We start from the raw sequence: 19,506 nt of genomic DNA, 5'->3' as shown, positions 1-19,506 counted from the left end.
GCCATGAGTTAGAGCACCTCCGGCGCAAGCGAAATGATCTTCATGAACTTCTTCTCACGAAGCTCACGGCCGACCGGGCCAAAGATGCGGGTACCGCGGGGTTCACCGTCGTTCTTGAGGATGACGGCGGCGTTCTCGTCGAAACGGATGTAAGAGCCGTCCTGACGACGACGCTCCTTCACCGTACGAACGATGACCGCCTTGACGACGTCACCCTTCTTCACGTTGCCACCGGGGATTGCATCCTTGACGGTGGCGACGATGGTGTCCCCGATGCCCGCGTAACGCCGGCCGGATCCACCGAGAACACGGATGGTGAGAATTTCCTTCGCACCCGTGTTGTCAGCGACGCGGAGTCGCGACTCCTGCTGGATCACAGATAACTCCTGATGTTTACGTCCAGGCGGGGGCCTGAACCGGTCCCGCGGTTCGTTTCACCGAACCGCGGGACCGGGACAAGCACCCCGTCGGCGTTCGCTACTGTGCTTTGCCACACGCAGAGTCACAAGGACCCGCGCTGGTAGCAAAAAACAGGATTACTTGGCCTTCTCGAGGATCTCGACGATGCGCCAGCGCTTGTTGGCAGACAGCGGCCGGGTCTCCATAAGGATGACACGGTCACCGATGCCGCACTCGTTCTGCTCGTCGTGCGCCTGCAGCTTGTTCGTACGGCGGATGACCTTGCCGTACTTCGGGTGCTTGACGCGGTCTTCGACGGCGACGACGACGGTTTTATCCATCTTGTCGCTGACGACGAGGCCCTCACGTGTCTTGCGGAAACCGCGCGACTCAGTGCTCTCAGCTTCGGTCATCTCAGTCTTCTCGCTCATGCCGCATCCCCCGTCTCGACGATGCCGAGCTCGCGCTCACGCATCAGCGTGTAGATACGGGCGATGTCCTTACGGACGGCCTTGAGCCGACCGTGATTCTCGAGCTGTCCGGTCGCCGCTTGGAAACGGAGGTTGAACAGCTCCTCCTTGGCCTCACGGAGCTTGCCGACGAGATCCTCGTCACCAAGCTCGCGCAGCTCGGCCGCCTTGATACCGGTGGCCATTACGCCTCACCTGCCTCGCGCCGGACGATCCGGGCCTTCATCGGAAGCTTGTGAATAGCGCGGGTGAGCGCCTCACGAGCAACCTTCTCATTCGGGAACGACAGCTCGAACATCACGCGTCCGGGCTTCACGTTCGCCACCCACCACTCGGGCGAACCCTTACCGGAACCCATGCGGGTTTCGGCCGGCTTCTTCGTGAGCGGGCGGTCCGGGTAAATGTTGATCCAGACCTTGCCACCACGCTTGATATGACGGGTGATGGCGATACGAGCGGACTCGATCTGCCGGTTCGTCACATAAGCCTGGCCCAGCGCCTGGATGCCGTACTCGCCGAAGGCGAGTTCGGTGCCGCCCTTAGCGCGTCCACCACGCTTGGGGTGGTGCTGCTTGCGGTGCTTGACCCTACGAGGGATAAGCATCGGGGTCAGGCCTCCGTTCCGGGGGTCTCAGCCGGAGCAGCAGCCTCGGCGGAGGCCGGAGCCTTCCCCTCGGTCTGCGGGCCACGGCCACCACGGCCACCACGCTCGCCACGGGGACCGCCAGCGCCACCGGCACCGCCGGCGCCACCGCGCTCGCCACCACGCGCGCCGCCACGGGGGCGGTCGGTGGCGGGACCACGGGCCGGGCGGTTACCCGCACGGGCTGCAGCGTTCTCCTCGCGGACCTCACGGATGTTCTTAACGTCGCCCTTGTAGATCCAGACCTTCACGCCGATGCGGCCGAAGGTGGTCTTGGCCTCGAAGAAGCCGTAGTCGACGTTGGCGCGGAGCGTGTGCAGCGGCACACGACCCTCGCGGTAGAACTCCGAGCGGGACATCTCGGCGCCGCCGAGACGACCCGAGCACTGGATCTTGATGCCCTTGGCACCGGACTTCATCGTCGTCTGCATCGCCTTGCGCATGGCACGGCGGAACGAGACGCGCGAGGAAAGCTGCTCCGCGACACCCTGAGCGACGAGCTGAGCGTCAATCTCCGGGTTCTTCACCTCGAGGATGTTCAGCTGCACCTGCTTGCCGGTGAGCTTCTCGAGGTTCGTGCGGATGCGGTCGGCTTCCGCACCACGACGGCCGATGACAATGCCCGGCCGGGCGGTGTGGATGTCGACGCGGACGCGGTCGCGGGTGCGCTCGATCTCAACCTTCGAGATGCCGGCCCGCTCCATGCCCTGCGTCATCATCCTGCGGATGGCGACGTCTTCCTTGACGTAGTCACTGTAAAGCTTGTCGGCGTACCAGCGGGACTTGAAGTCCGTGGTGATGCCGAGTCGGAACCCGTGCGGGTTAATTTTCTGGCCCACTAGCGGGTCACCTCCTTCTCAGCGACAACCACTGTGATGTGGCTGGTGCGCTTACGGATGCGGTACGCCCGACCCTGCGCACGTGGACGGAAACGCTTGAGGGTAGGACCCTCGTCCACGTATGCGCTGGATACGAACAGCTTGTTCGTGTCCAGGTTGTGATTGTTGCCAGCATTGGCGATAGCGCTGTCAAGCACCTTGCCGACCGGCTCACTCGCGGCCTGCGGGGCGAATCGCAGGACCGCCTGGGCCTCCGCGGCATCCATGCCACGGATGAGGTCCACCACACGGCGGGCCTTCATGGGCGTGACGCGGATGTACCGCGCCTGGGCCCTGGCTTCCATGGTCGTCCCTTCGGTGTAAGTCATAGTCTTCGCACCCCGCCTTAGCGGCGCTTCGACTTGCGGTCGTCCTTGACGTGGCCGCGGAAGGTGCGGGTCGGCGCAAACTCGCCGAGCTTGTGCCCGACCATCGACTCGGTGACGAACACCGGGATGTGCTTACGGCCGTCATGCACCGCAATGGTGTGACCCAACATCGCCGGAGAGATCATCGAGCGGCGGGACCAGGTCTTGATGACGTTCTTGGTGCCCTTGTCATTCTGAGCGTCCACCTTTTTTGAAAGGTGGTCGTCGATGAAGGGCCCCTTCTTGAGGCTGCGCGGCATCGAGACTGCTCCTAGCGCTTCTTGTTCGTCTTGCGGCGGCGGATGATCAGCTTGTCGCTGGCCTTCTTAGGCCGACGGGTGCGGCCTTCCTTCTGGCCCCACGGGCTGACCGGGTGGCGACCACCGGAGGTCTTACCCTCACCACCACCGTGCGGGTGGTCTACCGGGTTCATCGCCACGCCACGCACGGAGGGGCGCTTGCCCTTCCAGCGCATGCGGCCGGCCTTGCCCCAGTTGATGTTCGACTGCTCGGCGTTGCCGACCTCGCCAATCGTGGCGCGGCAGCGGACGTCGACCAGGCGAATTTCACCGGAAGGCATACGGAGGGTCGCGTGCGTACCCTCACGAGCCAGCAGCTGAACACTCGCACCGGCGGAGCGGGCCATCTTGGCCCCGCCACCCGGACGAAGTTCGATCGCGTGGATGACCGTACCGACCGGGATGTTCCGGAGCGGCATGTTGTTGCCCGGCTTGATGTCAGCGCCGGGACCGCTCTCGATGCGGTCGCCCTGCTGAATCTTGTTCGGGGCCAGGATGTAACGCTTCTCGCCGTCTGCGTAGTGCAGAAGCGCGATACGCGCGGTGCGGTTCGGGTCGTACTCGATGTGAGCGACCTTCGCCGGGACGCCGTCCTTGTCGTGACGACGGAAGTCGATTACGCGGAACGCACGCTTGTGGCCGCCACCCTGGTGGCGGACCGTGATGCGACCGCTGTTGTTACGACCACCCTTGCTGTGAAGGGGGCGAACCAGCGACTTCTCCGGCGTGGACCGCGTGATCTCGACGAAGTCGGCGACGCTGGCGCCACGACGGCCCGGCGTTGTCGGCTTGTACTTACGGATGCCCATGGCTTCTCTTAGTCCTCGTCCGTATCAGCGGCCGTCAGGCGACGGGACCACCGAAGATGTCGATCCGCTCACCCTCAGCGAGGGTGACGATCGCACGCTTCGTGTCCTTGCGCTTGCCGAAACCAGCCTTGGTCCGCTTGCGCTTGCCGCGCCGGTTGATCGTGTTCACGCTCTCGACCTTGACCCCGAAGACCGCGGTGACGGCCTGCTTGATCTCAGTCTTGTTAGAGCCCGGAGCCACGATGAACGTGTACTTGTTCTCGTCGAGCAGTCCGTAGGACTTCTCGGAGATAACCGGCTTCACAAGCACGTCACGCGGGTCCGTGAAGGTCTTGCTGGTGACGTCGCTCATCAGGCGTCGCTCCCTTCGAGCTCGCTCGAGGTCGCAACGGCCTTGACCGACTTGCCCGAGGGCGAGCCAGCGATGAACCGCTCCAGCGCAGCCTTCGTGAAGACCACGTCGTCGGAGACGAGCACGTCGTAGGTGTTCAGCTGACCGGGCTCGAGAACGTGGACCTCATCGAGGTTCCGCGCGGAGAGCCAGGCAACCGTGTCGGACCGCTCAGCGATCAGCAGCACGTGCTTACGCGTGCTGATCAGGCCGAGCAGCGTCTTTGCGGCCTTGGTCGAAACGGCGTCGCCTTCGACGACAGCCTCGACGCAGTGGATACGCGCGTGGCGGGCCCGGTCCGAGAGGGCACCGCGCAGAGCGGCGGCCTTCATCTTCTTCGGGGTCCGCTGCTCGTAGTCACGCGGCTGCGGGCCGTGGACGACGCCACCGCCGACGAACTGCGGCGCGCGGGTCGAACCCTGACGGGCGCGACCTGTGCCCTTCTGGCGGTAAGGCTTGCGCCCACCGCCGCGGACCTCGCCACGGGTCTTGGTCTTGTGCGTGCCCTGACGGGCGGCGGCGAGCTGGGCCACGACGACCTGGTGGATCGTCGGGATGCTCACCTGCGCATCGAAAATCTCAGCCGGGAGCTCGAAAGTCCCGGTCTTCTCGCCGGCCGGCGAGAGGAGGTCAATAGTGCTCACTGCTTCACCCCTTCGCCGCGGTGCGGACCAGGACGAGGCCACCGTTGGGGCCGGGGACGGCGCCCTTGATGAGCAGCAGCCCCTTCTCCGTGTCGACGGCGTGGACGGTCAGGTTCTGGATGGACACACGCTCGTTGCCCATGCGACCAGCCATACGCATGCCCTTGAACACACGACCGGGAGTCGCACAGCCACCGATGGAGCCCGGCTTGCGGTGCATCTTGTGCGCACCGTGGGACGCCGGACCACCGTGGAAGCCGTGACGCTTCATAACACCGGCGGTGCCCTTACCCTTCGAGGTGCCCGCGACATCGACCTTCTGGCCGGCCTCGAACGTCTCGACGGTGATTTCCTGGCCGAGCGTGTACTCGGAAGCATCCGCAGTGCGGATCTCAACCAGGTGGCGGCGCGGCGTAACGCCGGCCTTCGCGAAATGGCCTGCCATCGGCTTGTTGACCTTGCGCGGGTCAATTGCGCCGTAGGCGATCTGGACCGCGGAGTAGCCGTCGGTCTCTGCTGCCGCGACCTTAGTCACGACACAGGGACCAGCCTGCACCACGGTCACCGGGACGACGCGGTTGTTCTCGTCCCAGACCTGGGTCATGCCGAGCTTGGTGCCCAGGACGCCCTTAATCTGCTTCGTCATCTCGGTGCGTCCCTCAGAGCTTGATCTCGATGTCGACGCCAGCCGGCAGGTCGAGACGCATAAGCGAGTCAACCGTCTTCGGCGTGGGGTCGAGAATGTCGATGAGCCGCTTGTGAGTGCGCATCTCGAAGTGCTCGCGCGAGTCTTTGTACTTGTGCGGCGAGCGGATGACGCAGTACACGTTCTTCTCGGTCGGCAGCGGCACCGGGCCCGCGACCTGAGCACCAGTACGTGTCACCGTCTCGACGATCTTGCGCGCCGAGCTGTCGATGACCTCGTGGTCGTAGGCCTTGAGCCGGATGCGGATCTTCTGTCCCGCCATGGCTGGTTCGAATTCCTTCTCTCGTACCGCTGCTTTTCGTAACCGGACAGGTCCCAGGTGGGTCTGCCGGCGGCGCCCTCAGCGGCGACCCGATGGGACTTTCCTCCGACCCCCGCGGTCGGGCGTGTCGCGCTAGTGGCGATACGCATCCCTGAAATAGGGATGACCTCAACTCCCGCCGATTGAAATCGCACATCATCCGGTTCCGTCTTCGCTTCGCTCAGACGTAATCGGCGCGCGACCTCACGGCCAGAACACCCACGGGGACCGGCGAGTCCTCGCCACGATGCATACACACCTGTGACGGTCACCGGGCGCCAGGTTGGCCCACTACGCACTACCGGGAAGATTCCCACATTGCCCCAAGGGGCGAATGCCTAGGAGTTGCTTCCCAGCCCTCCGCGGAGAGAGGGCGCGCTGCAGCAAGGCTCAACCGAGCAACTTGATTAGTATGCCGTACGGATACGGCATTTGGCCAATCGGGGCATGTTCACGCCCCACAGCCGTTGACTGCGGGACCATCCCCCGATCCGCTATCGGATCAGGTCAGCCCCCAGCCCCGCCCTGCCGGAGCAGAGCGGGGCTGGGAACCAGAGCCTCAGCACTGTCAGGTGGTCTTACGACCAACTGTGCGGTGCTTACTTGAGGATCTTGATGACCTGGCCGGCGCCCACGGTCCGACCACCCTCGCGGATGGCGAACTTCAGGCCCTCTTCCATCGCGATCGGCTGGATCAGCTGGACGTTCATGGTGGTGTTGTCACCAGGCATGACCATCTCGGTGCCCTCGGGGAGGGTCACAACGCCAGTCACGTCCGTCGTACGGAAGTAGAACTGCGGGCGGTAGTTGTTGAAGAACGGCGTGTGACGGCCACCCTCGTCCTTCGACAGGATGTACGACTGGGCCTCAAACTCGGTGTGCGGCGTAACCGACCCCGGCTTGATGATGACCTGGCCGCGCTCGACGTCCTCGCGCTTGATGCCACGGAGGAGCAGACCGACGTTCTCGCCGGCCTGACCCTCGTCGAGCAGCTTGCGGAACATCTCGATACCGGTGACCGTGGTGGTGGTCTTGGTGTCGCGGATACCGACGATGTCGACGGTCTCGTTGACCTTGACCACGCCACGCTCGATACGACCGGTGACGACGGTTCCACGACCGGTGATCGTGAAGACGTCCTCGACGGGCATCAGGAACGGCTTGTCGACGTCACGCGGCGGAATCGGGATCGACTCGTCGACCGCGGCCATCAGACCGAGAAGCTTCTCGCCCCACTCCTTGTCGCCCTCGAGCGCCTTGAGCGCCGAGACACGCACGACCGGAATGTCGTCGCCCGGGTACTCGTACTCGCTGAGGAGCTCGCGCACCTCAAGCTCGACGAGCTCCAGGATCTCTTCGTCGTCCACCATGTCGGCCTTGTTCAGCGCGACGACGATGGAGGGGACGCCGACCTGGCGGGCCAGGAGCACGTGCTCCTTGGTCTGCGGCATCGGGCCGTCAGTGGCGGCGACCACGAGGATGGCACCGTCCATCTGCGCGGCACCGGTGATCATGTTCTTGATGTAGTCCGCGTGACCGGGGCAGTCGACGTGGGCGTAGTGACGGCTCTCCGTCTGGTACTCGACGTGCGCGATCGAGATGGTGATACCGCGCTGCCGCTCCTCAGGCGCCTTGTCGATCTGGTCGAACGGCGTGAAGGGGTTGATATCCGGGTGCGCGTCGTGCAGCACCTTGGTGATCGCCGCGGTAAGGGTCGTCTTACCGTGGTCGATGTGACCAATGGTGCCGATGTTGACGTGCGGCTTAGTCCGCTCGAACTTCGCCTTCGCCACTGCGTCCTCCTGTGGACTGGTTCTTTTACGCCGTACGACGTCGGGGGGTCAAGATGGAGCTGGGCCGGCGGCCGGGGACTCTTTCAACGGAGTCCCCGGCCGACCAGTCCGGTCGTAAGTGCTATTCGCCGCGGGACTTCGCGATGATCTCTTCCGCCACGTTCCGGGGAACCTCGGCGTAGGAGTCGAACTGCATGGAGTAGCTCGCGCGACCCGAAGTCTTGCTGCGGAGGTCGCCGACGTAGCCGAACATCTCCGAAAGCGGGACCAGGGCCTTGACGACACGGGCACCGAAGCGCTCATCCATGGCCTGGATCTGGCCACGGCGCGAGTTCAGGTCGCCGATCACGTCACCCATGTAGTCCTCAGGGGTGGTGACCTCGACGGCCATCATCGGCTCGAGGAGAGCCGGGCTGGCGCGACGGGCGCCTTCCTTGAAGGCCTGCGAACCGGCGATCTTGAACGCGAGCTCCGAGGAGTCCACGTCGTGGTAACCACCGTCGAGCAGGGTCATCCGGATGCCCACCATCGGGTATCCGGCCAGGATGCCGAACTGCATGGCTTCCTGTGCGCCCGCGTCCACCGAGGGGATGTACTCCTTCGGGATACGGCCGCCGGTGACCTTGTTGACGAACTCGTAGCCGTCGCCTTCCATCGGCTCAAGCGCGATCTGCACCTTGGCAAACTGACCGGTACCACCGGTCTGCTTCTTGTGGGTGTAGTCGACACGCTCAACGGTCTGGCGAATCGTCTCGCGGTAGGCCACCTGCGGCTTACCGACGTTCGCCTCGACCTTGAACTCGCGCCTCATACGGTCGACCAGCACCTCGAGGTGCAGCTCGCCCATACCGCCGATGATCGTCTGGCCGGTCTCTTCGTCGGTGTGAACCTGGAAGGACGGGTCTTCAGCCGCCAGGGACTGGATGGCGACACCCAGCTTCTCCTGGTCGCCCTTGGACTTCGGCTCGATCGCGACCTGGATGACCGGGGCCGGGAACGTCATCGACTCGAGGATCACCGGGCTGGCGGGGTCGCAGAGCGTCTCGCCAGTGGTGGTGTCCTTCAGGCCCATGACGGCGACGATGTCGCCCGCGCCCACCATCGGGATCTCCTCACGCTTGTTAGCGTGCATACGGTAGATCTTGCCGATGCGCTCCTTCTTGCCCTTGACCGAGTTCAGCACGAAGCTGCCGGCCTCAAGGACACCCGAGTAAACCCGGACGAAGGTGAGCTTGCCCAGGTGCGGGTCACGCATGATCTTGAACGCCAGGCCGGAGAAGGGTTCTTCATTGCTCGGCTGGCGAACAATGACCTCTTCCGGGTTCCTGACGCCGTGACCCTGGATGCCCGAGATGTCGAGCGGCGACGGGAGGTAACGCACGACCGCGTCGAGCAGGGGCTGAACACCCTTGTTCTTGAACGCGGTACCGCAGAACACCGGGGAGAACGTCGGCTTCGTCTTGTTGTCGCCCAGGGTCGAAGCGATGGTCGCGCGACGGATCGCGGCGATCAGCTCTTCCTCGGAGGGCTCTTTGCCCTCGAGGTAAAGCTCCATCATTTCGTCGTCGAACTCGGCGATCGTCTCAAGCAGCTTGCCGCGCCAGAGCTGAGCAGCCTCGGTGTGCGTGGCCGGGATGTCGACGGTGTCGTACATCTCGCCCTTGGCTGCCTCGGCGGTCCAGACCAGAGCCTTCATCGCAACGAGGTCGACGACGCCCTGGAAGTCCATCTCGGTACCGATGGGCAGCTGCATGACCAGCGGGACCGCACCAAGGCGGTCGCTGATCATGTCGACGCAACGGTGGAACTCAGCACCGGTGCGGTCGAGCTTGTTGACAAAGCAAATGCGGGGGACGCCGTAACGGTCGGCCTGACGCCAGACCGTCTCGGACTGCGGCTCGACGCCGGCGACACCGTCGAAGACGGTGACGGCGCCGTCGAGGACGCGGAGCGAACGCTCTACCTCGACCGTGAAGTCCACGTGACCGGGGGTGTCGATGATGTTGATGGTGTTCTCAACGTCATCGAGGGACCAGTGACAGGTCGTCGCGGCCGACGTGATCGTGATGCCGCGCTCCTGCTCCTGCTCCATCCAGTCCATCGTGGCAGCGCCCTCGTGGACTTCACCGATCTTGTAGTTCACACCGGTGTAGAACAGGATGCGCTCGGTCGTGGTCGTCTTGCCCGCGTCGATGTGGGCCATGATCCCGATGTTGCGGACCCTGGCCAGGTCAAGCGAAGTGGTGGCCATATGGCTCAGTCTTCTCTCGTATCTCGTTCGACGGGGTTACGACTACCAGCGGTAGTGCGCGAAGGCCTTGTTGGACTCGGCCATCTTGTGAGTGTCCTCGCGGCGCTTGACCGCGGCACCCAGACCGTTGCTCGCGTCCAGGATCTCGTTCATCAGACGCTCGGTCATGGTCTTCTCACGACGGGCGCGGGAGTAACCCACGAGCCAGCGGAGGGCCAGAGTCGTCTGACGCGGAACGCGAACCTCGACCGGCACCTGGTAGGTCGCGCCACCGACACGGCGGCTGCGGACCTCAAGGGTCGGCTTGACGTTCTCGAGCGCGCGCTTGAGCGTGATCACCGGGTCGGTACCGGTCTTCTCGCGGCAGCCTTCGAGAGCGCCGTACACGATGCGCTCAGCGACGGAACGCTTGCCGCTGAGGAGAACCTTGTTCACCAGCGCGGTGACGAGCGGCGAGTTGTAGACCGGGTCGATGATGACCGGTCGCTTCGGAGCAGGACCCTTGCGCGGCATTAGCTCTTCTCCTTCTTGGCGCCGTAACGGCTCCGCGCCTGCTTGCGGTTCTTGACACCCTGGGTGTCAAGCGAACCGCGAATGATCTTGTAGCGAACGCCGGGAAGGTCCTTCACTCGGCCACCGCGAACGAGCACGATCGAGTGCTCCTGGAGGTTGTGACCCTCTCCAGGAATGTAGGCCGTAACCTCGATACCGCTGGTGAGGCGCACACGGGCCACCTTGCGAAGCGCCGAGTTCGGCTTCTTCGGGGTGGTGGTGTACACACGGGTGCACACGCCGCGACGCTGCGGGCTCCCCTTAAGGGCAGGAGTCTTGGCCTTATTGACCTTGTCCTGCCGGCCCTTTCGGACCAGCTGCTGGATCGTGGGCACCGCGTCTCCGTCTTCTTCGAACTAATGGGTCGTCTTGAACAAGCGACCTCGCCTTATGGCATGGCCTGGTGGATCACCTACGAGGGAGCCCACACTCGCCCCGATCCGACCCCCGCGGTCGGGCGTGTCGCCCGAACTACTGCGGTGTCGTTTCCGGAAGGCAAGTGGATGTGAGTCGCTTCCGCGGCCCGGCAGCCGGCTGGCCGGCCGGCTGGTCCCCTGTGACAAGGACTTGTGAGCACGCGCAAGAACCCAGGGAAACCCCAGGCACAAGAAGAGAGACTACCTACCACAGCACCTGAGGTCAAAGCGAAAAGGCCGACCTCGGATGTTGCCCCGCTTCCACCCTTTCCAAGCCTGCAAAGCCTGGTTGGCGGAGTCGGTCCGGGTAAGGAACCCTCGTTCCAGGGGCAAGCGTATCCGGTCCTGTCCTGCCCGCAAAACGACTGAGGCCCCACATGCCCCCGGAAGGGGATGTGGGGCCTCAGTCAGGCTTACGCCTCCGTCCTGACCGTAGTGCCCGGTCCGGACCGCACTGCTAGTTCTGGTAGCCGCCGAAGTCGTACTCCTCAAGCGGAACGGCCTGGCCGGAGCCAGTGCCGAACGCCGAGTAGTCAGCCTCGTCGTACCCGGACATCGAGTACATCGCAGCCTTCGCCTCTTCGGTGGGCTCGACCCGGATGTTGCGGTAACGGGGCATGCCCGTACCGGCCGGGATGAGCTTACCGAGGATGACGTTCTCCTTCAGGCCCAGGAGCGGGTCCGACTTGGCGTGGATCGCCGCGTCGGTCAGCACCCTGGTGGTCTCCTGGAAAGAGGCCGCCGACAGCCACGACTCTGTGGCCAGCGACGCCTTGGTGATACCCATGAGCTGCGGACGACCGGAGGCCGGCTGACCGGACTCGGACATCACACGGCGGTTCTCCGTCTCGAAGCGACCGCGCTCGACCAGCTCACCGGGCAGCAGCTCGGCGTCACCGGACTCAATGATCGTCACACGGCGGAGCATCTGCCGAACGATGATCTCGATGTGCTTGTCGTGGATCGACACGCCCTGCGAGCGGTAGACCCGCTGGACCTCGTCCACCAGGTGGATCTGGACCGCGCGCTGACCGAGGATGCGGAGCACGTCGTGCGGGTTGACCGCACCGACCATCATCTTCTGGCCGACCTCGACGTGGTCACCCTCGACAACCAGCAGGCGCGAACGCTTGCTGACCGGGTACGCGAGTTCTTCCGTACCGTCGTCCGGCACGACCACGATCTTGCGGGTCTTGTCGGTGTCGTCGATCCGGACCCGGCCGACAGCCTCGCTGATCGGGGCCACGCCCTTGGGGGTACGGGCCTCGAAGAGCTCGACGACACGGGGCAGACCCTGCGTGATGTCGTCACCGGCCACACCACCGGTGTGGAAGGTACGCATCGTCAGCTGCGTGCCGGGCTCACCGATGGACTGGGCGGCGATGATGCCGACCGCCTCACCGATGTCGACCAGCTTGCCGGTGGCCAGCGAGCGGCCGTAGCACATGGCGCACGTGCCGACCTTGGACTCGCAGGTCAGGATCGAGCGGGTCTTGACCGACTCGACACCGGCCGCGATCAGCGCGTCGATGATGACGTCACCCAGGTCGGTGTTCGCCGTCGCCACGACCTTGCCGTCGACGAGGACGTCCTCGGCCAGGTTGCGGGCGTAGACGCCGGTCTCGACGTCGTCGTCCTTGCGCAGGACACCGTCCGCACCGCGGTCGGCGATCTTCAGCGTGAGGCCGCGGTCGGTACCGCAGTCCTCCTCGCGGATGATCACGTCCTGCGAGACGTCAACGAGACGACGGGTCAGGTAACCCGAGTCAGCTGTACGCAGGGCCGTGTCAGCCAGGCCCTTACGGGCGCCGTGGGTGGAGATGAAGTACTCAAGGACGGACAGGCCCTCACGGAACGATGCCTTAATCGGCCGCGGGATGGTCTCGTTCTTGGCGTTCGCCACCAGACCACGCATACCGGCGATCTGACGCATCTGCATCATGTTTCCGCGAGCACCCGAGTCGACCATCATGAAGATGGGGTTCGTCTTCGGGAAGTTCGCGTTCATCGCGTCGGCGACCTCGTTGGTCGCCTTCGTCCAGATCGCGATCTGCTCCTGAGCGCGCTCGTCCTTGGTGATCAGACCGCGCTCGTACTGCTTCTGGACCTTGTCGGCCTGCGCTTCGTAGCCCTCAAGGATCTGGGCCTTCTGCGGCGGGACGACGATGTCCGAGATCGACACGGTGACACCCGAGCGCGTGGCCCAGTGGAAACCGGTCGCCTTCAGGTTGTCCAGCGTCGCGGCGACGACAACCTTCGGGTAGCGCTCGGCGAGGTCGTTGACGATCGTCGACAGCTGCTTCTTGTCGATCTCGCTGTCGACGAACGGGTAGTCCGCCGGCAGGAGCTCGTTGAACAGCGCGCGGCCCAGCGTCGTCTTCAGACGGATCGCGTCGCCCGGCTCCCAGCCGTCCGGCGCGGTCCACTCACGGCCCGGGACCGTACCGGCCGGCAGGCGGAGCTCGACCTGCGACTGCAGGTCCAGCGTGCCGCTGTCGAAGGCCATGATGGCCTCCGCCGTGGACGAGAACGCCCGGCCGACACCCTTGAGGTTCTCGCGGTCCGAGGTCAGGAAGAACAGACCCAGCACCATGTCCTGGGTCGGCATGGTGACGGGACGACCGTCTGCCGGCTTCAGGATGTTGTTCGAGGACAGCATCAGGATGCGGGCCTCGGCCTGCGCCTCCGCGGAGAGCGGAAGGTGCACGGCCATCTGGTCACCGTCGAAGTCCGCGTTGAACGCGGTGCAGACGAGCGGGTGGATCTGGATGGCCTTGCCCTCGACCAGCTGCGGCTCGAAGGCCTGGATACCCAGACGGTGCAGCGTGGGCGCACGGTTCAGCAACACCGGGTGCTCGGCGATGACCTCTTCGAGGACATCCCAGACCACCGGACGGGCACGCTCGACCATGCGCTTGGCCGACTTGATGTTCTGCGCGTGGTTCAGGTCGACCAGGCGCTTCATCACGAACGGCTTGAAGAGCTCCAGCGCCATGGCCTTGGGGAGACCACACTGGTGCAGCTTCAGCTGCGGGCCGACGACGATGACCGAACGGGCCGAGTAGTCGACACGCTTGCCCAGCAGGTTCTGACGGAACCGACCCTGCTTGCCCTTGAGCATGTCGCTCAGGGACTTCAGCGGACGGTTGCCGGGACCCGTGACCGGGCGGCCACGACGGCCGTTGTCGAAGAGCGCGTCGACCGCTTCCTGCAGCATCCGCTTCTCGTTGTTCACGATGATCTCGGGGGCACCGAGGTCAAGGAGACGCTTAAGGCGGTTGTTGCGGTTGATCACACGGCGGTACAGGTCGTTCAGGTCGGAGGTCGCGAAGCGGCCACCGTCCAGCTGCACCATCGGACGCAGGTCCGGCGGGATCACGGGGACGCAGTCGAGCACCATGCCGCTGGGGCTGTTGCGCGTCTGCTGGAACGCCGTGACGACCTTCAGCCGCTTGAGGGCGCGGGTCTTCTTCTGACCCTTGCCACTGCGGATGATCTCGCGGAGCTTCTCCGACTCGGCGTCGAGGTCGAAGGACTCCAGGCGACGCTGGAGCGCCTGGGCGCCCATCGAGCCCGAGAAGTACGTGCCGAAGCGGTCACGCATCTCACGGAACAGGATCTCGTCGCCCTCAAGGTCCTGGACCTTGAGGTTCTTGAACCGGGTCCAGACCTCGTCGAGACGGTCGAGCTCGCGCTGGTTGCGGTCGCGCAGCTGCTTCATCTCACGCTCGGCGCCTTCACGCACCTTGCGGCGGACGTCGGCCTTCGCGCCTTCGGCCTCAAGCGCGGCGAGGTCGGCTTCCGCCTTCTTCTGCCGCTCTTCGAGGGCCGAGTCACGGCGCTGCTCGACCTGCTGACGCTCCACCGAGATTTTGGTCTCGAGGGACGGCAGGTCGCGCTGGCGACGCTCATCGTCGACCATCGTGATCATGTACGCCGCGAAGTAGATGACCTTTTCGAGGTCCTTCGGGGCGAGGTCGAGCAGGTAGCCGAGCCGGCTGGGCACACCCTTGAAGTACCAGATGTGGGTAACCGGCGCGGCGAGCTCGATGTGGCCCATCCGCTCACGACGCACCTTGGCGCGAGTGACTTCCACGCCGCAGCGTTCGCAGATGATGCCCTTGAAACGGACGCGCTTGTACTTGCCGCAGTAGCACTCCCAGTCCCGGGTAGGACCGAAGATCTTCTCGCAGAAGAGCCCGTCCTTTTCCGGCTTCAGGGTGCGGTAGTTGATGGTTTCGGGCTTCTTTACTTCACCGTGCGACCAGGTACGGATGTCGTCAGCGGTGGCGAGGCCGATACGCAGCTCGTCGAAGAAGTTGACGTCGAGCACTGTTTCGTCAATCCCTCTTTCGGGGTTTGTCCTGCCGGGCGGCCGGGGGCTGCCGCACTACAGGCTGTGTCTTCATCATGGTCGGGCGGAGGAAGCCGGAGACCCGCGTCCAGACGGGGCTCCGGCTGTCCGTCAGACCTCTTCGACGCTGCTCGGCTCCCGCCGGGACAGGTCGATACCAAGCTCTTCCGCGGCACGGAAGACGTCCTCGTCCGTGTCGCGCATCTCGATCGACATACCGTCCGAAGACAGCACCTCGACGTTGAGGCAGAGCGACTGCATTTCCTTGATGAGCACCTTGAAGGACTCGGGAATGCCAGGCTCGGGGATGTTCTCGCCCTTGACGATGGCCTCGTAGACCTTCACACGGCCGAGCACGTCGTCGGACTTGATGGTCAGCAGTTCCTGGAGGGCGTAAGCGGCACCGTATGCCTCAAGTGCCCACACCTCCATCTCACCGAAGCGCTGGCCGCCGAACTGGGCCTTACCACCCAGCGGCTGCTGGGTGATCATCGAGTACGGACCGGTCGAACGCGCGTGGAGCTTGTCGTCGACCAGGTGGTGCAGCTTGAGGATGTACATGTACCCGACCGAGACCGGGTGCGGGAACGGCTCGCCGGAGCGGCCGTCGTACATCTTCGCCTTGCCCGAACTGTCGATGAGCCGGACGCCGTCACGGGTCTTGCTCGTCGAGTCGAGGAGACCGGTGATCTCCTCTTCACGCGCGCCGTCGAAGACGGGGGTGGCGGTCTTCGTCCAGGGCTCGCCCTGGTCGGCACCGATGCCGCGGAGGCGGCGCTTCCACTCCTCGTCGTCTCCCTCGACCTTCCAGCCGCGGGAGGCGATCCACCCGAGGTGGGTTTCGAGGACCTGGCCCGGGTTCATCCGGGACGGGACACCCAGCGGGTTGAGGATGATGTCGACCGGGGTGCCGTCCTCCAGGAACGGCATGTCCTCGACCGGCAGGATCTTCGAGATGACGCCCTTGTTGCCGTGGCGGCCGGCGAGCTTGTCACCGTTGGTGATCTTGCGCTTCTGCGCCACGTAGACACGGACCAGCTGGTTGACGCCCGGGGGCAGCTCGTCGCCGGCCTCGCGGTCGAACAGCCGGACACCGATGATCTTGCCCTGCTCGCCGTGCGGCACCTTCAGCGACGTGTCGCGCACCTCGCGCGCCTTCTCACCGAAGATCGCACGGAGCAGACGCTCCTCCGGGGTCAGCTCGGTCTCGCCCTTGGGCGTGACCTTGCCGACCAGGATGTCGCCGGGCACGACGTCGGCGCCGATGCGGATGATGCCGCGCTCGTCGAGGTCCGCGAGGACTTCCTCGGAGACGTTCGGGATGTCCCGGGTGATCTCCTCCGGACCGAGCTTGGTGTCACGCGCGTCGACCTCGTGCTCCTCGATGTGAATCGAGGACAGGACGTCGTCCTGTACGAGGCGCTGCGACAGGATGATCGCGTCCTCGTAGTTGTGGCCTTCCCACGGCATGAACGCCACGAGCAGGTTCTTACCGAGGGCCATCTCGCCCTCGTCGGTGCACGGGCCGTCGGCCAGCACCTGGTTGGCCTCGACGCGGGCACCCTCCAGGACGACGACCTTCTGGTTGAAGGCGGTGCCCTGGTTGGAACGCTGGAACTTCTGCACGCGGTACGTGGTGTTCGTCGCGTCGTCGTTCATCACGGTGATGTAGTCCGCGGACACATCGGTGACGACACCGGCCTTCTCGGCCAGGACCACGTCGGCTGCGTCGACCGCGGCACGGTATTCCATGCCGGTGCCGACCAGCGGGGCCTCTGCCTTGAGCAGCGGCACCGCCTGACGCATCATGTTCGCGCCCATGAGGGCGCGGTTGGCGTCGTCGTGCTCCAGGAACGGGATCATCGCGGTAGCGACGGACACCATCTGGCGCGGCGAGACGTCCATGTAGTCGATCTCGACACCGGGGAGGTAGTCGATCTCGCCGCCCTTACGGCGGACGAGGGCACGGGCCTCAGCGAAGGTGTTGTCGTCGCTCAGCGGCGCGTTGGCCTGGGCGATGACGAAGCGGTCCTCTTCGTCAGCGGTCAGGTAGTCCACGTCGTCGGTGACGACACCCTCGATGACCTTGCGGTACGGGGTCTCGACGAAGCCGAAGGCGTTGACCCGGCCGTAGGAGGCCAGCGAGCCGATCAGGCCGATGTTCGGGCCTTCAGGCGTCTCAATCGGGCACATGCGTCCGTAGTGCGACGGGTGCACGTCACGGACCTCGAAGCCGGCCCGCTCACGGGACAGACCGCCGGGGCCCAGCGCGGACAGCCGACGCTTGTGGGTCAGGCCCGACAGCGGGTTCGTCTGGTCCATGAACTGGGACAGCTGCGACGTTCCGAAGAACTCCTTGATCGACGCCACCACGGGGCGGATGTTGATCAGGGTCTGCGGGGTGATCGCTTCGACGTCCTGCGTCGTCATGCGCTCGCGCACAACGCGCTCCATCCGTGCCAGACCCGTTCGGACCTGGTTCTGGATGAGCTCGCCCACGTTGCGCAGACGGCGGTTGCCGAAGTGGTCGATGTCGTCGACCTCGACCACGACCGTCTTGCCGCTGTCACCGAGCATCTCGGTCTCACCGGCGTGCAGACGGACCATGTACTTGATCGTCGCGACGATGTCTTCGATCGTCAGGACACCGGCTTCAAGCCCCTGGCCGACCCCGAGCTTCTTGTCCACCTTGTAGCGGCCGACCTTCGCGAGGTCGTAGCGCTTCGGGTTGAAGTACAGGTTCTCCAGGAGGGTCTGCGCGGCCTCACGGGTCGGCGGCTCCCCCGGGCGCAGCTTGCGGTAGATGTCCAGGAGCGCGTCGTCCTGGCCCTGGGTGTGGTCCTTCTCCATCGTCTGGCGGATCGACTCGTAGTCGCCGAACTCTTCCAGAATCTGGTCGTTGGTCCAGCCCAGCGCCTTCAGCAGCACCGTGACGGACTGCTTGCGCTTGCGGTCGATGCGGACACCGACGGTGTCGCGCTTGTCGACCTCGAGCTCCAGCCAGGCACCACGCGAGGGGATGACCTTGGCGGAGTAGATGTCCTTGTCGGACGTCTTGTCGACCTGCTTGTCGAAGTAGACGCCCGGGGAACGCACCAGCTGCGACACCACGACACGCTCGGTGCCGTTGATGATGAAGGTGCCCTTGCTGGTCATGAGCGGGAAATCGCCCATGAACACAGTCTGGGACTTGATCTCGCCGGTTTCATTGTTCGTGAACTCCGCCGTCACGAAGAGCGGCGCGGAGAACGTGAAGTCACGCTCCTTGCACTCTTCGATCGAGTTCTTCGGCGGCTCGAAACGGTGATCGCGGAACGTCAGCGACATGGACCCGGAGAAGTCTTCGATCGGAGAGATCTCCTCGAAGATCTCCTCCAGACCGGACTTGGTCGGGACGCTCATGCCGCCGGCGATCGCGTTGTCTACCCGTGTCTTCCACGCGGCATTACCGAGCAGCCAGTCAAAGCTCTCGGTCTGCAGCGCAAGAAGGTTCGGGACCTCAAGCGGCTCGCGGATCTTGGCGAAGGAGATGCGAAGCGGGGTTGTGCTGGCGCCAGAGTTCGTTGTAGCAGTCGAGGCGTTGCGCGAGGCGGCCAAGAGGGGTCCTTCCGAGGGCTCGGACTCACAGTGCGCAGTACCGGGACAGCCTCGGTGAACGTGTGCGGACACACCGGGGTTACGTCAACAGGCAGCGCAAAGGGTCAGTGTAGCCATAAGGCACACCGCTGTCCAGCGCCTAATCGGAGGCTTCTGCGCCGCGGGGACTGCCCCGGCTGGCGACGGCTCTTCAGGACGCGTCCGAAGAATTGCGCGCCACGTCCGGTTCGTCAAGGGGCGTGGGGCCACCGGACGCGAACGAAGAAGCGGAAAACAGTACGTTTGACAGAGCGGTGCGTGGGTAGCGAGGAATCCCACCGACAAGCCCGCGCCGCAGGTCGCAGCGGGTGCGCCGGAGGGCTCACAGGCCGGACAGGGCCTGTACGGGGGCACTTGCGGAGGTATCAGGCAGGTGGGCTTGCGGAGTTCCCTGAGGGGCTCGTACGGGCGTGCGTGCGAGTCCGACGACGAAAGCAGGCCATCCGGCCATCCGACCTGAGAATCCACTCTTTGTGGTGAAGATCCGACGACTCCACCCGGGCACGTCGGGAGGGTCCAAGAAGGTCCACAACGCCCCTCCTGAACGCCTGAAGGCGGCCACCCCGTGAGGAGTGGCCGCCTTCAGGCGAATGCGG

18 protein-coding genes are annotated in these 19,506 nt (G+C 64.7%); all 18 read right to left on the bottom strand.

Annotated features, from left to right (window positions below; all coding sequences use genetic code 11):
* Positions 1-8 precede the first annotated feature (8 nt).
* Positions 9-377 (bottom strand): 50S ribosomal protein L14, encoded by a 369-nt coding sequence (rplN, locus tag AC0Z36_RS00910; RefSeq protein ID WP_485460641.1) that lies wholly within the window; start codon positions 375-377, stop codon positions 9-11.
* A 159-nt stretch (positions 378-536) separates the two neighbouring features.
* Entirely contained in the window at positions 537-830 is a 294-nt protein-coding gene (gene rpsQ, locus AC0Z36_RS00905) for a 30S ribosomal protein S17 (RefSeq protein ID WP_485460640.1), read from the bottom strand.
* Positions 827-1,054 carry a 50S ribosomal protein L29 gene (gene rpmC, locus AC0Z36_RS00900; protein ID WP_485460639.1) on the bottom strand — a complete coding sequence of 76 codons (228 nt, stop codon included), beginning with the start codon at positions 1,052-1,054 and terminating at the stop codon, positions 827-829. Before rpmC ends, rpsQ begins: the two co-directional genes overlap by 4 nt.
* The gene (gene rplP, locus AC0Z36_RS00895; protein WP_485460638.1) at positions 1,054-1,473 is read right to left on the bottom strand and encodes a 50S ribosomal protein L16; all 420 of its coding nucleotides are present in this window, start codon (positions 1,471-1,473) and stop codon (positions 1,054-1,056) included. The genes rpmC and rplP overlap by 1 nt, the downstream gene beginning before the upstream one ends.
* A gap of 5 nt (positions 1,474-1,478) precedes the next feature.
* Complete coding sequence (rpsC, locus tag AC0Z36_RS00890) at positions 1,479-2,351, bottom strand: 30S ribosomal protein S3 (RefSeq protein ID WP_485460637.1); 873 nt, start codon at positions 2,349-2,351, stop codon at positions 1,479-1,481.
* Positions 2,351-2,695 carry a 50S ribosomal protein L22 gene (gene rplV, locus AC0Z36_RS00885; protein WP_485460672.1) on the bottom strand — a complete coding sequence of 115 codons (345 nt, stop codon included), beginning with the start codon at positions 2,693-2,695 and terminating at the stop codon, positions 2,351-2,353. The genes rpsC and rplV overlap by 1 nt, the downstream gene beginning before the upstream one ends.
* 41 nt (positions 2,696-2,736) lie before the next feature.
* Positions 2,737-3,018: a 30S ribosomal protein S19 gene (gene rpsS / locus AC0Z36_RS00880; RefSeq protein ID WP_485460636.1), complete on the bottom strand. Its 282-nt coding sequence runs from the start codon at positions 3,016-3,018 to the stop codon at positions 2,737-2,739.
* Positions 3,019-3,029: 11 nt separating this feature from the next.
* Positions 3,030-3,866: a 50S ribosomal protein L2 gene (gene rplB, locus AC0Z36_RS00875; RefSeq protein ID WP_485460635.1), complete on the bottom strand. Its 837-nt coding sequence runs from the start codon at positions 3,864-3,866 to the stop codon at positions 3,030-3,032.
* Between the two features lie 34 nt (positions 3,867-3,900).
* Entirely contained in the window at positions 3,901-4,218 is a 318-nt protein-coding gene (rplW, locus tag AC0Z36_RS00870) for a 50S ribosomal protein L23 (RefSeq protein ID WP_485460634.1), read from the bottom strand.
* Complete coding sequence (gene rplD, locus AC0Z36_RS00865; protein ID WP_485460633.1) at positions 4,218-4,901, bottom strand: 50S ribosomal protein L4; 684 nt, start codon at positions 4,899-4,901, stop codon at positions 4,218-4,220. The genes rplW and rplD overlap by 1 nt, the downstream gene beginning before the upstream one ends.
* A 4-nt stretch (positions 4,902-4,905) precedes the next feature.
* Complete coding sequence (gene rplC / locus AC0Z36_RS00860; RefSeq protein WP_485460632.1) at positions 4,906-5,547, bottom strand: 50S ribosomal protein L3; 642 nt, start codon at positions 5,545-5,547, stop codon at positions 4,906-4,908.
* A 13-nt stretch (positions 5,548-5,560) separates the two neighbouring features.
* Entirely contained in the window at positions 5,561-5,869 is a 309-nt protein-coding gene (rpsJ, locus tag AC0Z36_RS00855) for a 30S ribosomal protein S10 (RefSeq protein ID WP_066889903.1), read from the bottom strand.
* 638 nt (positions 5,870-6,507) lie between these two features.
* The gene (gene tuf, locus AC0Z36_RS00850; protein WP_485460631.1) at positions 6,508-7,701 is read right to left on the bottom strand and encodes an elongation factor Tu; all 1,194 of its coding nucleotides are present in this window, start codon (positions 7,699-7,701) and stop codon (positions 6,508-6,510) included.
* Between the two features lie 121 nt (positions 7,702-7,822).
* The gene (fusA, locus tag AC0Z36_RS00845) at positions 7,823-9,952 is read right to left on the bottom strand and encodes an elongation factor G (protein WP_485460630.1); all 2,130 of its coding nucleotides are present in this window, start codon (positions 9,950-9,952) and stop codon (positions 7,823-7,825) included.
* Between the two features lie 42 nt (positions 9,953-9,994).
* Positions 9,995-10,465, bottom strand: coding sequence for a 30S ribosomal protein S7 (gene rpsG / locus AC0Z36_RS00840; protein WP_485460629.1), 471 nt, complete (start codon positions 10,463-10,465; stop codon positions 9,995-9,997).
* Positions 10,465-10,839: a 30S ribosomal protein S12 gene (gene rpsL, locus AC0Z36_RS00835; protein ID WP_485460628.1), complete on the bottom strand. Its 375-nt coding sequence runs from the start codon at positions 10,837-10,839 to the stop codon at positions 10,465-10,467. Before rpsL ends, rpsG begins: the two co-directional genes overlap by 1 nt.
* 538 nt (positions 10,840-11,377) lie before the next feature.
* Positions 11,378-15,253, bottom strand: coding sequence for a DNA-directed RNA polymerase subunit beta' (locus AC0Z36_RS00830; RefSeq protein ID WP_485460627.1), 3,876 nt, complete (start codon positions 15,251-15,253; stop codon positions 11,378-11,380).
* A 132-nt stretch (positions 15,254-15,385) separates the two neighbouring features.
* Positions 15,386-18,871, bottom strand: coding sequence for a DNA-directed RNA polymerase subunit beta (rpoB, locus tag AC0Z36_RS00825; RefSeq protein WP_485460626.1), 3,486 nt, complete (start codon positions 18,869-18,871; stop codon positions 15,386-15,388).
* Between the last annotated feature and the right edge of the window lie 635 nt (positions 18,872-19,506).

The sequence above is a fragment of the Kitasatospora sp. UYEF31 genome (assembly GCF_057291755.1).
Note: the sequence above shows the minus strand (reverse complement) of the source record. Positions and strands in the feature narration are given on the sequence as shown.

What these genes read in the sequence shown, in the direction of transcription:
- rpsQ (WP_485460640.1), bottom strand. Translation starts at nt 830, where the DNA reads ATGAGCGAGAAGACTGAGATGACCGAAGCTGAGAGCACTGAGTCGCGC.
- rpmC (WP_485460639.1), bottom strand. Translation starts at nt 1,054, where the DNA reads ATGGCCACCGGTATCAAGGCGGCCGAGCTGCGCGAGCTTGGTGACGAG.
- rplP (WP_485460638.1), bottom strand. Translation starts at nt 1,473, where the DNA reads ATGCTTATCCCTCGTAGGGTCAAGCACCGCAAGCAGCACCACCCCAAG.
- rplV (WP_485460672.1), bottom strand. Translation starts at nt 2,695, where the DNA reads ATGGAAGCCAGGGCCCAGGCGCGGTACATCCGCGTCACGCCCATGAAG.
- rpsS (WP_485460636.1), bottom strand. Translation starts at nt 3,018, where the DNA reads ATGCCGCGCAGCCTCAAGAAGGGGCCCTTCATCGACGACCACCTTTCA.
- rplB (WP_485460635.1), bottom strand. Translation starts at nt 3,866, where the DNA reads ATGGGCATCCGTAAGTACAAGCCGACAACGCCGGGCCGTCGTGGCGCC.
- rplW (WP_485460634.1), bottom strand. Translation starts at nt 4,218, where the DNA reads ATGAGCGACGTCACCAGCAAGACCTTCACGGACCCGCGTGACGTGCTT.
- rplC (WP_485460632.1), bottom strand. Translation starts at nt 5,547, where the DNA reads ATGACGAAGCAGATTAAGGGCGTCCTGGGCACCAAGCTCGGCATGACC.
- rpsJ (WP_066889903.1), bottom strand. Translation starts at nt 5,869, where the DNA reads ATGGCGGGACAGAAGATCCGCATCCGGCTCAAGGCCTACGACCACGAG.
- fusA (WP_485460630.1), bottom strand. Translation starts at nt 9,952, where the DNA reads ATGGCCACCACTTCGCTTGACCTGGCCAGGGTCCGCAACATCGGGATC.
- rpsG (WP_485460629.1), bottom strand. Translation starts at nt 10,465, where the DNA reads ATGCCGCGCAAGGGTCCTGCTCCGAAGCGACCGGTCATCATCGACCCG.